This is a genomic window from Kitasatospora sp. NPDC127060 (assembly GCF_042724935.1).
Taxonomy (GTDB): domain Bacteria; phylum Actinomycetota; class Actinomycetes; order Streptomycetales; family Streptomycetaceae; genus Kitasatospora.
The window spans coordinates 52,493-65,537 of record NZ_JBHXEG010000028.1; the positions used below are offsets into that span (position 1 = coordinate 52,493).

Below are 13,045 nucleotides of genomic sequence, written 5' to 3' on the forward strand. Positions count from 1 at the left end.
CGCTCAGCCCCTCGGCGCGGCGGTTTCGGTGCGCGGCTCGGCGGCCATGTGCTCGCCGACCCGCTTGACCAGCAGGGCCATCTCGTAGGCGATCTGGCCGATGTCCGCCTCGGCTTCGCTCAGCACGGCCAGACAGCTGCCGTCGCCGGCGGCCGTGATGAACAGGAACGCCTCGTCCAGCTCCACCATGGTCTGCCGGACGCCGCCGACCTTGAAGTGCCCGCCGGCTCCCTTGGCCAGGCTGTGGAACCCGGCCGCGACGGCGGCGAGGTGCTCGGCGTCCTCCCGGTCGAGGTCGCGCGAGGCGCCGGTGGCCAGCCCGTCGCTGGAGAGGATCACCGCGTGCCGCAGGGCCGCGACACGGCTCACCAGGTCGTCGAGGAGCCAGTTGAGGTCCCCGGACGGCTGCGTCGGAGTGGTCATGAATCAGTTCCTTCCGCTGGAGCGGGTGGTGCGGGCACTGCGGATGCTGCGGGTCCTGCGGCTGGTGCGGACACTGCGGGTGTCACGGGTCCTGCGGGCGGTGCGGACACTGCCGGTACTGCGGGTGCTGAGGGTGTCACTTGTGGTACGGCCGGGACGGCCGCAGGGTTCCGCCGCACCGGCTGGCCCGGCGGGATCCGGCGGGCCAGCGGTGCGCGGGCGGCGTCGCCGGGCGCGGGCGCGGGCAGCGCTGCCGGGGCGGGTGCGGGGCTGATCGCCCGCCGGGACGGGTCCGGCGGCTGCCAGGCCGGTACGGCCGCGGGCCGGGCGGCGCGGTCCTGCGCGCCCTGGCCCTGCGCGCCCTGGTTCTGAGCGCCCTGGCCCTGCGCGCCCCGGTCCTGCGCGCCCTGGTTCTGAGCGCCCCGCTCCGCCGGGACGGTGGCCCCGCGCCCACGGGTGAAGCCGCGCTGGAACGAGGCGAAGGTGGCCCTGGCCTCCTCCGGCGAACGCTCCCGGGCTTCCCTGGCCTCGGCCGCCTCCGCGCCGCGCGCACCGTCCGTGCCCGCCGCCGACCGTCCGGCGCGGTCCTCGGACCCGCTCTCGCCGCGAAGTCGCTCCCTGGCCTGTTCCTTGAGCTGCGGCGCGAGGTTCGCCTGCCGGACCCGCCGGGGCAGACCGCCCGGCGTCCGGAGAGCCGCGTCCACGGGAGCGACACCCACCGGCACGGCGTCGACCGAAGCGGCGTCCATCGGAACGGCTTCCAGCGGAGCCGGTGCCGAGTCGGCCGCGGCGACCGTGGCAACCGCGTCGGCCGCGGCCTCCGCCGCCTCCCGGCGGTGCCGTCCCGTCCCCGCGCCGCCCTCGGCGTCCGCCCCCAGCCCGGGCACCAGCACAGGGCCGCCCTTGGGCCGCGAGGCCCGGCGCGGCAGCCCGTTGGCCGTACGCCCCGCCTCGGGAACGGACGGCCGCGGACCGCCGGCCCCCCGGTGCCGCCCGCCCGTGCCCTCCGTCGGTGCCGAACCCGATGGCGAACCCGGCAACGCACTCGACGTTGAACCCGACGGCGAACCCGACGCCGCCCCCGACCACACAGCCGAGGAAGGCTCCGAACCCGCACCATCGGGGGCCGTGTCCGGCACCGCGACCAGGTCACGCCGCCCCGCCGTCCGCCCGGTCGCCCGGCCCACCGGCCGGCGCCCCGCGCCCCCGGTCCCCGCGGCGGGCGGTTCCGGCAGGCCGTCCGGCGCCTCCGCCAGCAGCTCGCGCGGGATCAGCACCACGGCCGTCGTGCCGCCGTACGGGGACGGTCGCAGGTGGACCCGGATGCCGTGCCGCCGGGCGAGCCGACTGACCACGAAGAGTCCCAGCCGGTCGGTGTCGGCGAGGTCGAACTCCTGCTCCACGGTCAGGCGTTCGTTGATCTCGGCGAGCAGCTGTTCTCCCAGCCCGAGCCCCCGGTCGTCGATCTCCAGCGCGAAGCCGTGCGCCACCACCTCACCCTGGACGGTGACTTGGGTGGTCGGCGGGGAGAACACCGCGGCGTTCTCGACGAGTTCGGCGATCAGGTGGGTGACGTCGGCGACGGCGCTGCCGAGCAGGCCGGTGCCGGGGAACGGCCGGACGATCACCCGGGCGTAGTCCTCGACCTCGCCGACCGCCGCCCGGACCACGTCCACCATCCGGACCGGCTTGCGCCAGGCCCGCCCGGGCGAGCCGCCGGCCAGAATGATCAGGCCCTCGGCGTGCCGGCGCATGCGGGTGGTGAGGTGGTCCACCTTGAAGAGGTCCTCCAGCTCAGCCGGGTCCTCGGTGCGGCGCTCCATGGTGTCGAGCAGGGTGAGTTGGCGGTGCAGCAGCACCTGGCTGCGCCGGGCCAGGTTGACGAACACCGCCGCGACGCCGCGGCGCAGTTCGGCCTGCTCGACGGCGGCCTCCACGGCGGCCCGCTGGACGGCGTTGATGGCCTGGCCGACCTGTCCGATCTCGGCCTGGCCGAAGTGCAGTTCGGGCGCCTCGGCGGCCACGTCCACCGGTTCGCCGCGGCGCAGCCGCAGCATGACGGAGGGCAGCCGGGTGCTGGCGAGTTCGTTGGCCGCGTTGCGCAGGCCGATCAGCTCGCGGGCCAGCCCGCGCCCGATCCGGAAGGAGATCATCACCGACAGCACGACGGCGACCAGGCCGATGGCGCCGGCGATGCCGCCGCGCCACAGCGCGGCGATCGCCGCGGAGCGGCCGCGGTCGTCCAGTCCGGCGCTGATCCGGGAGTTGATCGAGGAGAGGTCGCCGAGCGAGTGGTCGGCGGTCTCCCGCCAGTTGTCGCCGTTGAGCGCCTGGACCACCCGGTCGGGGCCGCCGGCGCCGACGAAGTCGGCCTCGGCGCGGGCCAGCGCGCCCCAGGCCTCGCCGCCGCGCAGGGCGACGTAGTCGGCCTGGTCGGCGGGTTCGAGTTCGGCGATGTAGACGGTGAACAGCGCCTGCTGGTTGTGCAGGGCGTCCAGCGCGGTCTGGTACTGCTCGGCGGTGGGCCGGGCCGCGCCGGTGCGCAGGCCCTCCATCGCGGCGTCCTCCTGGGCCAGGTACTCGCGGGCGCGCACCAGCTCGATCAGGATGGTGCCCTGGCGCGGGAGCTGGCCGCTCTGCCGGGCGACGTAGGCGGACCGGAAGCCGAACACCGGCCGGACCAGGTCGCTGTACTGCCCGAGCGCGAACTCCCAGTTGAGCGCGAGGCGGCCGACCTGGGCCCGGAGCGGGCCGAGCTGGTCGGCGGCGGCGGTGATCTGCACCAGGCGGGCCCGCTGGGCGGCGGAGAGCCGGTCGCCGGCGCCGTCCTTCTTCTGCCGGAGCGCGGCGAGGCTGCGGTCGGTGGCGGTGGTGGCGCGTTCGAAGGCGTCCCGGGCGACCGGCGAGTTCGGGTCGGCCAGGTGCTGGACGGCGGCGCGGCGCTCGTTCTGCAGGTCTCCCGTGTACTGGTCCACGGCCGCCCCGTACTCCTTGTACGTACGGCTGATCGTCAGCTGGTTCCAGGCGTCCCCGGTGGCGGCGAGCGTCGCGTACACCCACAGGGCGATGAGTGCGACGATGGGCACCAGGAGCAGCGCGATGATCTTCGCGCGGATCGAGCTGCTGCGCAGACGCATGGAGTCCTCGGTCGGAAGTGCCAGGCGCGGACGGGGAGCGGTTCGGGCGGGCTTTCGGGGTGCTGGGGACGGCGGGTTCGGCGGGACTTCGGGGAGCCCTGGGGAGGGAGCGTCGGAAGCCGCCCGGCCACAGGTCTGCGAGACTCTACTACGCCCTGACCACACGTTCGAGGGTCGAACCACTCCGCCTCCCCACCTTGCCCCGGACACGTCAGGAGCCGGTCCCGGTCCGCTCCACCCGGCCCGGGCGTCTCCCCGGTTCCTCCCCAGCTGCGACACCATCCCTACGGACCGGTGCCGATCTCGTCGCGTCACCGTCACAACCCTGGGCAGTGGCAGGGCGATCCGATAGTTTCGCTCCACCCCGCGCGACCGGGCGCCGCCACCCCGGTGCCCGTGCGCCGGGCCGGCAGACAGCGCCGCGCGAAGCGAACTGGGGATGACTGTGCGCGAGTTCACCACCCCTGCCCCGGCCGGGCCCGAGGCCACCGGAGGACTCGCCGACTCCCTCTACGACACCGCCGACCGCACCCCCGACCTGGTCCAGCTCTCCCGGCGGACCGGTGACGGGAGCTGGCAGGACGTCACCGCACGGGAGTTCCGGGACGAGGTGCTCGCCCTCGCCAAGGGCCTGCTGACCCGCGGCGTGCGCTACGGCGACCGGGTCGCCCTGATGTCCCGCACCCGCTACGAGTGGACGCTGTTCGACTACGCGCTCTGGTCGATCGGCGCGATCACCGTCCCGGTCTACCCCACCGCCGCGACCGAGCAGGTGCGCTGGATCCTCGCCGAGACCCAGGCGGTGGCCTGCCTGGTCGAGGACGAGGACGCCGCGATGACCGTCGGCGCGGTCTGCGACGCCCTGCCAGACCTGACCGGGATCTGGCAGCTCGACCGCGACTGCGTCGCCGCGATCACCGAGGACGGCCTGGACGTCCCCGACGCCCTGGTGCACCGCCAGCGGCTCGGCGTCGCGGCCGCCAACATCGCCACCGTGGTCTACACCTCCGGCACCACCGGACGCCCCAAGGGCTGCCTGATCACCCACGCCAACCTGGCCGCCGAGGCCGACTCCCTGCTCGCCGGCTGGGGCGACGTACTCCGCGACACCGGCGGCGGCCAGCCCGCCACCCTGCTGTTCCTGCCGCTGGCACACGTCTACGGGCGGGCGGTGCAGATCGCGGCGGTCCGCGGCGGCTTCCGGATCGGCCACATCCCCGAGGTGTCCACCGACGCGCTACTGCCCGCCCTGGAGAGCTTCCGGCCGAGCTTCCTGCACGCCGTCCCGTACGTCTTCGAGAAGATCTTCCAGCGGGCCCGGCGTGCCGCCGAGGAGGCCGGGCGCAGCGAACTCTTCGAGCAGGCCCGGCAGGTGGCCGTCGACTGGGCGACCGCCCGGGAGCAGAAGGCCTTCGGCCGCGGCCCCGGCCCCGGCGCGGCCCTGCGGCTGCGCCATCTCGCCTACGAACGGACGGTCTACCCGCGGCTGCGTGCCGTGCTCGGCGGGCGGGTGCGCGCCGTGATGTGCGGAGGATCGGCGCTGCGGCGGGAGTTGGGCCTCTTCTTCACCGGCGCCGGACTCCAGCTCTACGAGGGCTACGGCCTCACCGAGACCACCGCCGCGATCACCGCCAACCCGGCCGGACGGCAGAAGCTCGGCACCGTCGGACAGCCGGTGCCGGGCGCCTCGGTGGCGATCGCGGACGACGGCGAGGTGTGGGTGCGCGGCGGATCGGTCTTCGGCGGCTACCTCAACCACCCGCGGTGCACGGCGGAATCACTGATCGACGGCTGGTTCGGCACGGGCGACCTCGGCCGGCTCGACGAGGACGGCTACCTCACCATCACCGGCCGCAAAAAGGACCTGATTGTCACCAGCAGCGGCAAGAACCTCGCCCCGGCGGCCCTGGAGGAGCGGGTCGAGGCGCACCCGCTGGTCTCCCAGTGCCTGGTGGTCGGCGACGACCGCCCGTACGTGGCGGCCCTGATCACGCTCGACCCGGACGCGCTCGCGCACTGGCTGAAGACCAGCGGCCGGGAGCAGCTGGACGCCTGGGCGGTGCTCGCCGACGAGCAGTTGCACACCGAGATCCAGCGCGCGGTGGCGGCGGCCAACACGGCGGTTTCGCGAGCCGAGTCGATCCGCGCGTTCCGGCTGCTCCCACGGGAGTTCAGTCTGGAGCAGGGGCTGCTGACCCCCTCGCTGAAGCTGCGGCGGACGGCGATCACGGAGCACTACTCGACGGACATCGAGGAGCTGTACCTCTCCTGACCCGTCTCGGCCTCCACCCTCGGGACGCACGTGAACCTGGCTTCGTGGGAGTTGTTCTGACGTTCCATCTTGTCCCGCTCACGGACGGATCGTTCACCGCGTGGTTCACCTGTCGTTCCCTTGACGGGCTGATTGGTCCAGTCCATTGTTGCTCTTCGGTCCGCGTGCGGCGCACCAGCACCACCCGCTCCCGCCCCTCCGGGAGCGCCCTGGTTCCACGGTCCAGATTCCCGTTCACGCCCTCCCCACGGGCGTGCCCCCACCTGCTGGAGTCCTCACGTGTCGATGCCCACGCGCCTGTCCGCGCTGGCCGTATCCGTCGCCCTGCTCACGGCCTCCGCCGTCCCGGCCGCCACGGCCGCCACGGCTGCCACGGCTGCCGCCACTGCCACCGCCACTGCGGCCGGGACCGCTTCCGGCCCCGCGGCCGGGACCGTCAACCTGGCCACCAACCCCGGCTTCGAGCTGCCCTCCCCCAACCTCGCCGACTGGGGCAGCGTCCCCGGCTGGAACTGCACCGGCGGCCCGGCCGAAGCCGCCGTCACCAACACCGCCGCACACTCCGGCGCCTCGGCACTCACGGTCACCCCGGCGAACGACGACTCCACCGGCGAGTGCGCCCAGACCGTCGCCGTCCAGCCCGGCACCACCTACACCGCCTCGGCCTGGGTGCGCGGCAAGTTCGTCTACCTGGGCGCCACCGGCACCGGCCGGGACGTCGCCCCCGCCTGGACCGAGACCACCTCCGGCGGCTGGCAGCAGCTGACCACCCGCTTCACCACCGGGCCGGACGCCCACAGCGTCCGGCTGTACGTGCACGGCTGGTACCAGCAGGGCCCGTTCTCCGTGGACGACGTACGGGTCGACGGCCCGGCGCCCGCCCCGGCGGTGGCGGCCGGCTCGATCCCGACCACCGACAAGGTGGTCTTCTTCACCGTGGACGACGGCTGGCAGCGCACCCCCGAGGCGGAACGCTTCATCGCCGACCACCACCTGCCGATCACCGCCTTCCCGCTGCCGATGCCGGCCGGCACCGACCCGGGCTTCTTCCAGCGGGTCACCGCCGTGCCCGGGTCCTCGATCCAGGACCACAGCGTCTCGCACTCCGACCTCAGCAAGCTCCCGCTGGACCAGCAGCAGGTCGAGATCTGCGACGCGCGCGACGCGCTGACCCGGCTGTTCGGCGCCGCGCCCGTGGTGTTCCGCCCGCCGTTCTTCACCTGGAACGCCGACACCCTGCAGGCCGCCGCCAACTGCGGCATCCGCACCGTGCTGACCGCCGACGCGGACTTCAGCTGGGGTGCCTCCAACATCTGGCACCCGGGCCCGCTGCAGCCGGGTGACGTGGTCCTGATGCACTGGACCGACACCCTCGCCACCGACCTGCCCCGCGCCCTGTCCGCCGCCGAGGCCGCCGGCCTCAAGCCGACGGGCCTGGTCGACTACCTGCGCTGACGCTCCTGGCCTCGCCCCCGCTCCCCCAGGCGTCGATTCCCGGGACCGGATGGATGACAGCTGACAGATTTCACTGGCTGAAATCTGTCAGCTGTCATCCGTTACCTGCCGGGTGCCCGGTGCCAGGTGCCAGGCGCCAGGTGCCATCCACTGTCCGCCCTCCGCTCGGCGACCACTGGGCCCGCCTCGCTCCGGCCCGGGGCCCGGGCGGCGACCCGCTCGGCCCCCGGTTGCGATCACGCTCGTTGACACGCTCGTTGACACGCTGTCCGTGGCGCGGCTCTAATGGGGGCGTGCAGCGCGGCGTCGGCCACAGAGCAGTGGGCCGGTCGGCGACCGAGCCAGCACCTGACGTGTAAAGGGACGATGCGCGATGAGTACCTTCTCCGCTGCCCTGATCTGACGTAGGCGGCCACCGCGGTGTCCGCGCGTTCCCGTGCCGGCACCGTGTGTGGCCGCGAATCCCTCGTATTCCCAGGAGACTTCACCACACACGTATGTCCATGTCCTTCCATCAGAATGTCATCGAAGAGTTCCGCGCCAACGGCGGCCGGGTCGGCGGCCCGTTCGAGGGCGGCAATCTGCTGTTGCTGACCACCACCGGGGCCCGCTCCCGGCGGCCGCACACCGTACCGCTCGGGTTCGTCCGGTCCGAGGGGCTGGTGCTGGTCGTCGCCTCGGCGGCCGGGGCGCCGGAACACCCCCAGTGGTACCGCAATCTGCTGGCCCACCCGGTGGTCCGGGTCGAGCTGGGCACCGAGAGCTTCGACGCCATCGCCGTGCCCGCCGAAGGCCCCCGCCGGGAGCGGCTGTTCGCCGCCGTCGTCCGCGAGGCGCCCGGGTACGGCGACTATCAGGCGCACACCGAGCGGAAGTTGCCGGTGGTCGCCCTGGAGCGGCCCGAGGCGCCGCCGGACCGGCCGAGCGAAGTGCGCAGCCTGGCCGACAAGTTGCTGGAGGCGCACAGCTGGCTGCGGGCCCAGCTGCGGCACGTCCGGGCGGAGGCCCACTCCCACGCCCCCGGCCGCCCGGCCGGGCTGGGGCTCCAACTGCGCCAGCACTGCCTGGCGTTCTGCGAGGGGCTCACCCACCACCACACCGGGGAGGACTCCGCGATCTTCCCGGCCCTGGCCCTCAGCCACCCCGAGCTCGCCGGGGTGCTGGAGCGACTCGGCGAGCAGCACCGGGAGATCGGGCGGATCAAGGAGGAACTGGTGGCGCTGCTGGCCGGGATCGAGATCACCGACCCGGTGCGACTGCGGACCGAACTGGACCGGATGTCTGCCGAGTTGGAGGCGCACCTGGACCACGAGGAGGCCGAGCTGCTACCGGCCCTCGCCGCCGTCCCCTTCCCACCGGCGCACCCGGCCCCGACCGGCCGCTGACGCGACGGTACCGCCGCCCCTCCCCAGCCACGGGAGGGGCGGCGGCAGCGGCCGTCACCTCAGGAGCTCGATCGGACGGCTGCGGCTGAGACCTCAGGACTGACTGAAGACCGGGAGGTAGCCGTTGGCCTGGCCCGAGTCGTTCGGGTGGTAGCTCTCGTCGATCGGCAGCGTGGTGCTGTGCAGCCAGGTGTCCAGCGAGCCGCAGATCTCGTGCCCGGAGAAGATGTCGCGCACGTCACCGAAGGTGAAGCCGGCGTTGGCGACCTCCTTGGCGATCACGCCGTCCAGGGTGTCCGCGGCCTCGTTGATGGCGGCGCGCTTGGTGTCACCGATGCCGAAGATGCAGCTGCCGCCGATCTGGTAGAGGTGCGGGTAGCCCATGACCACGACGTGGGCGTTCGGGGCCTTGGCGCGGATGGCGTTGTACACCTGGTCCAGCTGGCCGGGCAGGGTGTTGGTCGCGTAGTTCTCGGCGGTGTTGACGGCGTCGAGGCAGTCACTGTCGGAGCTGAGCACGCAGGTCTTCATGGTGCTGGAGAAGCCCGCGTCATTGCCCCCGACCGAGAGGCTGACCAGCGTGGTGCCACTGTTCAGCGCGGAGATCTGACTGTTCAGGACGTCACCGGTTCTGGCACCGGAACAGGCGACGAAGGTGAAGGAGGAGGGGGAGTTGGCGTTCGACCAGAGGGAGGCGTACGCGTTGGCGCTGCGCTTGCAGCTGCCACTGTCGCTCAGGTAGTTGCCGGCACCGACACCGGCGGAGTACGAGTCCCCGAGCGCGACGTAGTTGACGCCGGCGGCATTGGCGGACGAGGCCGTGAAGAGTGTCGTCATGCTGAGGACGGCGGCTATCGCGGCGACGGAGAGGGCACGAGCAGGGCGGAACATTGCACCTCCAGGCGTGACACGGGTCACAGAAAGGGATACCAAGCGGTAATCGAACATGGAAGCGTTCATGCCAAGGTCATTGACGCACTGTCAGCATTTCCGGACGTGAACCCCCTTGGGGAAAAGGCTTGTTCACACCGAGCAACGCGCGCCCACGAGGACGTACGCGGGCGCGCGCCGACGCACGGCAGCACGGCGCCGCCCGGGTGACCGGACGGACGCCGTGACCGACTCGCTCAGGAGCGGCTGAAGACCGGGAGGTAGCCGCTGGCCTGGCCGGTCGAGTTCGGGTGGTAGCTCTCGTCGATCGGCAGGGTGGTGCTGTGCAGCCAGGTGGCCTGCGAACCGCAGATCTCGTGCTCGGCGAAGATGCCGCGCACATCGCCGAAGGTGAAGCCGGCGTTGGCGACCCGCTTGGCGATCACGCCGTCCAGCGCGTCGGCGGCACCGTTGATGGCAGCGCGCTTGGTGTCGCTGATCCCGAAGAGGCAGTCGCCGCCGACCTTGTACAGGTGCGGGTAGCCCATCACCACGACGTGGGCGTTCGGCGCCTTGGAGTGGATCGCGGAGTACACCCGGTCCAGCTGGCCGGGCAGGGTGTTCGTCGCATAGCTCTTCGCCGTGTTGACGGCGCCGAGGCAGTCGCTGTCGGAGCCCAGCACACAGGTCTTCATGGTGTCGGCGAAGCCCGCGTCGTTGCCGCCGATCGACAGGCTGACCAGCGTGGTGCCGCTGTTCAGCGCGGAGATCTGACTGTTGAGCACATCGCCGGTTCTCGCCCCCGAGCACGCCACGAAGGCGAACGAGGACGGCTTGTGCGCGCTCTTCCACAGGTACGCGTAGGCGTTGGTGCTGCGCTTGCAGCTACCGCTGTCGCTCAGGTAGCTGCCGGCACCGACGCCGGCCGAGTACGAGTCCCCGAGGGCGACGTAGTTGACACCGGCCGCATTGGCGGCTGACGCCGTGAAGAGCGTCGTCATGGTGAGACCAGCCGCCATCGCGGCAATGGACAGAACACGGGCAGGGCGGAGCATTGCACCTCCTGGATATGACGCGGGTCACAGAAGGGATACCAGGCAGTAGCCCCGCGCGGAAGCGCTCATGCCAAGGACATTGACGGACCGTCTGATAGCGGAGAAGTGAACCCGCCCCGACGGAGCGTGAGTTCGCCCAGGTGGGTGTGGGTGTATGTCGACGCGCATCGGTCATCGCGTGTAGACAAAAAACTTTCGAGAAGTCAGCTCTCCGTCAGCTGATGGTCAGCGTGCGGCCGTCGATGCGTCAGTTCCGCGGTGCGGGCCGGCGCCGACTCGAAGGCGCGACGGGCCGCCTCGGGGAGCGCGGCTCGGCACCCGGGAGCGCGGCTCAGCGCCGGGGAGGGCATGGCTCAGCGCCCGGGGGTGCGACCCAGCACCCGGGACCGGCAGGGTAGGGCTCAGCGCCCGGGGGCGCGTCCGCCACCCGGGTACGCCGGGCCGGGGAAGACCGTGCAGCCCTCGACCGGCAGCTCCTCGATCGTCTCGTTCGCCGCGACCGGCACACCGAGCCAGTGGGCGGCCGTGGCGACGGCGGCCCGGGCCTGGCGCAGCCCGGGCTCGCCCCAGCCCAGTAGCTCGACGGCGAGCCCCGGCGCGACCAGCAACCGCCGGTAGTGCCGGCCCGAGGCCGGGTCGGCCTCGCTGGGGCCGACCGCCCGCAGCGCCGCCGCCATCCGGACCCGTGCGCACTCGTGCCCGCCGTTCGCCGAGCCGACCCGGTCGTAGAGGTAGCCGAGGTAGTGCGGCCGGCCGATCACGGCCTGAGCCTCCTCGCCTGCCTCCCGGGCCAGCGCGGCTGCCGGATCACCGCCGTCCTCCGGCTCCAGCGAGCCGCCGGGCAGCGAGCAGATCCCGTCCTTGGGGTTGACCAGGGTCAGCACCCGCCCGTCCGGGGCGAACAGCCACCCCCAGGACTGCTTCACCGGCAACCCGTCCGGCACCTGCTCGCCCGGCCGCCACGGCCAGCCCGCCGTGGGACGTCGGCGCACCTTCCCGAGCAACTCGGCGATCTCCGCCGTGAACTCGATCCGGCTCATGCCGCGCGCCCCCCTCTCGGTGTCGGGCTCGCCGGACCTGCGGAGCACGGTTCGGAGCAGAGCGACCGGAGCGGCGGCGTGGGGTACCGCGCGCTCCTGCTGTTGATCTTCTCCGATCTTCCCCGAACAGGCGGTCGATGAACAGTCCCCAGCGCCGCATGGTGGACGCGGAGGCCGCGAACGCCCTGTTCACCCCAGCGGCCCACCTCCGGCCCCGGCCCCCGGGAAGCCCGGCAACCGGAACCCCGGCTGCGGCACCACACCGGGCGGGAACGGCAGCCCGCGCGCCGCGTCGTCGGCCAGCTCGTCGAACACCTCATGGGCGGTCATCGGCCGCAGCCGCCCACCCGTCAGCGCCCAGCCCCGCACCGCGGGCCCGGGCCTCGCCGCCTCCGGAAACCGACCAGGAGGCCCACCCGGCGGCCCGCTCCGGAGCCCACCAGGCGGAGGCACGGACGGATCGCCGTGCAGCAGCAGCGCCCCCTCACCGCCGGACGCCACCCCGGCCGCGAGCGTGACGCAGAACGCCTCCGCGTCCCGCCCGGCGGACTGCAGCCGCCCCTCCTCCACGCAGAGGTCCACCGCCGAGGTGAGCTGCTCGCCGTCCTCCGGCCCGTGGCAGCGCAGCGTCAGCAGGTGGCAGCCCTCCCCCGCGCCCTCGGCCAGCGCCAGGTAGACCGAGGTCACGTACCGCATCACCGCCGTCATCCGCCGCTGACCCGCCAGGTCGTCGCCGACCGCGTCCAGCAGCGCCGCGCAGGCGACGGACATCCGCACCCGCGCCCGGTGGTCGTCCACGAGCACCGGGAGGAGCTCCGCCAGCGGCTCCCCCGCGTAGACGAAGGGCTCCCCGGCCAGCTCCGGATCCCCCGCGTACGCGACCCGGGCGGCCGGGGCCCGCGGATCGAGCCCGAGCACGGCGCAGTAGTCCTCGAAGTCGGCCGCCTCCAGCACCCGCAGGTGCACCTCCAGCCCCTGCCGGTGCAGGCCGCTCAGCTGCTCCTCCGCCCGCAGCAGGTACTCCCGGTGCCCGAGCGCACCGAACAGCCCGTACCCGGCCAGCGCGGCGAAGTCGGTCGCCTCCGCAGCCAGCGCCACGGCCACCGGCTGCGGCGGCGCGCCCCGGGCCCGGCCGCCGCGCCGCCCCCGCGCACCGCCCCCGCCCGGTCCACCGGATCCACCGGCCCGCGCGCCAGGCGGCCGACCGCCGCCGGGCGGCGACGCCCCGCCCGGTCCGCCGTCCTCCCGCCCACCGGCCCCGGGGCCGTACCCGGCACCCGGCCCGGACCTGCGCCCGCCGAACAGCAGCGCCCGCGGCCCCGCCGGCGGCCGGCTCCGCACCGCCACGACGCCCAGCACCTCGTACACCGTCTCCCGCACAGCCATGGGGTTCCTCCGTCCACTCGAC

Annotated in this window: 9 protein-coding genes; 3 read left to right on the top strand and 6 right to left on the bottom strand. The window is 73.4% G+C overall.

All coding sequences use genetic code 11. The annotated features are described in order from the left end of the window. Positions 1-3: 3 nt before the first annotated feature. The gene (locus ACFWIS_RS17805) at positions 4-423 is read right to left on the bottom strand and encodes a roadblock/LC7 domain-containing protein (RefSeq protein ID WP_380450887.1); all 420 of its coding nucleotides are present in this window, start codon (positions 421-423) and stop codon (positions 4-6) included. After that, complete coding sequence (locus ACFWIS_RS17810; RefSeq protein WP_380450889.1) at positions 420-3,560, bottom strand: nitrate- and nitrite sensing domain-containing protein; 3,141 nt, start codon at positions 3,558-3,560, stop codon at positions 420-422. Before ACFWIS_RS17810 ends, ACFWIS_RS17805 begins: the two co-directional genes overlap by 4 nt. Before the next feature lie 445 nt (positions 3,561-4,005). Between ACFWIS_RS17810 and ACFWIS_RS17815 the strand changes: the two genes are divergently transcribed. The 3 genes from ACFWIS_RS17815 (at position 4,006) to ACFWIS_RS17825 (ending at position 8,672) form a co-directional block, all read left to right on the top strand. Further along, positions 4,006-5,832, top strand: coding sequence for an AMP-dependent synthetase/ligase (locus tag ACFWIS_RS17815; protein ID WP_380451163.1), 1,827 nt, complete (start codon positions 4,006-4,008; stop codon positions 5,830-5,832). Between the two features lie 285 nt (positions 5,833-6,117). Next, entirely contained in the window at positions 6,118-7,287 is a 1,170-nt protein-coding gene (locus ACFWIS_RS17820; protein WP_380451165.1) for a polysaccharide deacetylase family protein, read from the top strand. A 497-nt stretch (positions 7,288-7,784) separates the two neighbouring features. After that, complete coding sequence (locus tag ACFWIS_RS17825; RefSeq protein ID WP_380450891.1) at positions 7,785-8,672, top strand: nitroreductase/quinone reductase family protein; 888 nt, start codon at positions 7,785-7,787, stop codon at positions 8,670-8,672. Between the two features lie 93 nt (positions 8,673-8,765). Here the strand turns inward: ACFWIS_RS17825 and ACFWIS_RS17830 are convergent, their stop codons facing one another. From ACFWIS_RS17830 to ACFWIS_RS17845, 4 genes are all read right to left on the bottom strand, one after another. Continuing rightward, positions 8,766-9,563: an SGNH/GDSL hydrolase family protein gene (locus ACFWIS_RS17830; RefSeq protein WP_380450893.1), complete on the bottom strand. Its 798-nt coding sequence runs from the start codon at positions 9,561-9,563 to the stop codon at positions 8,766-8,768. Positions 9,564-9,799: 236 nt separating this feature from the next. Beyond that, positions 9,800-10,543, bottom strand: a complete 744-nt coding sequence (locus ACFWIS_RS17835) for an SGNH/GDSL hydrolase family protein (protein WP_380450895.1) — start codon at positions 10,541-10,543, stop codon at positions 9,800-9,802. A 455-nt stretch (positions 10,544-10,998) separates the two neighbouring features. Beyond that, on the bottom strand, positions 10,999-11,637 hold the full coding sequence (locus tag ACFWIS_RS17840) for an NUDIX domain-containing protein (protein ID WP_380450897.1): 639 nt from the start codon (positions 11,635-11,637) through the stop codon (positions 10,999-11,001). Positions 11,638-11,826: 189 nt separating this feature from the next. Beyond that, a complete protein-coding gene (locus tag ACFWIS_RS17845; protein ID WP_380450899.1) occupies positions 11,827-13,023 on the bottom strand; it encodes a hypothetical protein in 1,197 nt (398 codons plus the stop codon). Between the last annotated feature and the right edge of the window lie 22 nt (positions 13,024-13,045).

Coding starts and splice junctions, on each gene's coding strand:
- ACFWIS_RS17825 (WP_380450891.1), top strand. CDS start 7,785: ATGTCCATGTCCTTCCATCAGAATGTCATCGAAGAGTTCCGCGCCAAC.
- ACFWIS_RS17805 (WP_380450887.1), bottom strand. CDS start 423: ATGACCACTCCGACGCAGCCGTCCGGGGACCTCAACTGGCTCCTCGAC.
- ACFWIS_RS17835 (WP_380450895.1), bottom strand. CDS start 10,543: ATGACGACGCTCTTCACGGCGTCAGCCGCCAATGCGGCCGGTGTCAAC.
- ACFWIS_RS17845 (WP_380450899.1), bottom strand. CDS start 13,023: ATGGCTGTGCGGGAGACGGTGTACGAGGTGCTGGGCGTCGTGGCGGTG.
- ACFWIS_RS17830 (WP_380450893.1), bottom strand. CDS start 9,563: ATGTTCCGCCCTGCTCGTGCCCTCTCCGTCGCCGCGATAGCCGCCGTC.
- ACFWIS_RS17810 (WP_380450889.1), bottom strand. CDS start 3,560: ATGCGTCTGCGCAGCAGCTCGATCCGCGCGAAGATCATCGCGCTGCTC.
- ACFWIS_RS17820 (WP_380451165.1), top strand. CDS start 6,118: ATGCCCACGCGCCTGTCCGCGCTGGCCGTATCCGTCGCCCTGCTCACG.
- ACFWIS_RS17840 (WP_380450897.1), bottom strand. CDS start 11,637: ATGAGCCGGATCGAGTTCACGGCGGAGATCGCCGAGTTGCTCGGGAAG.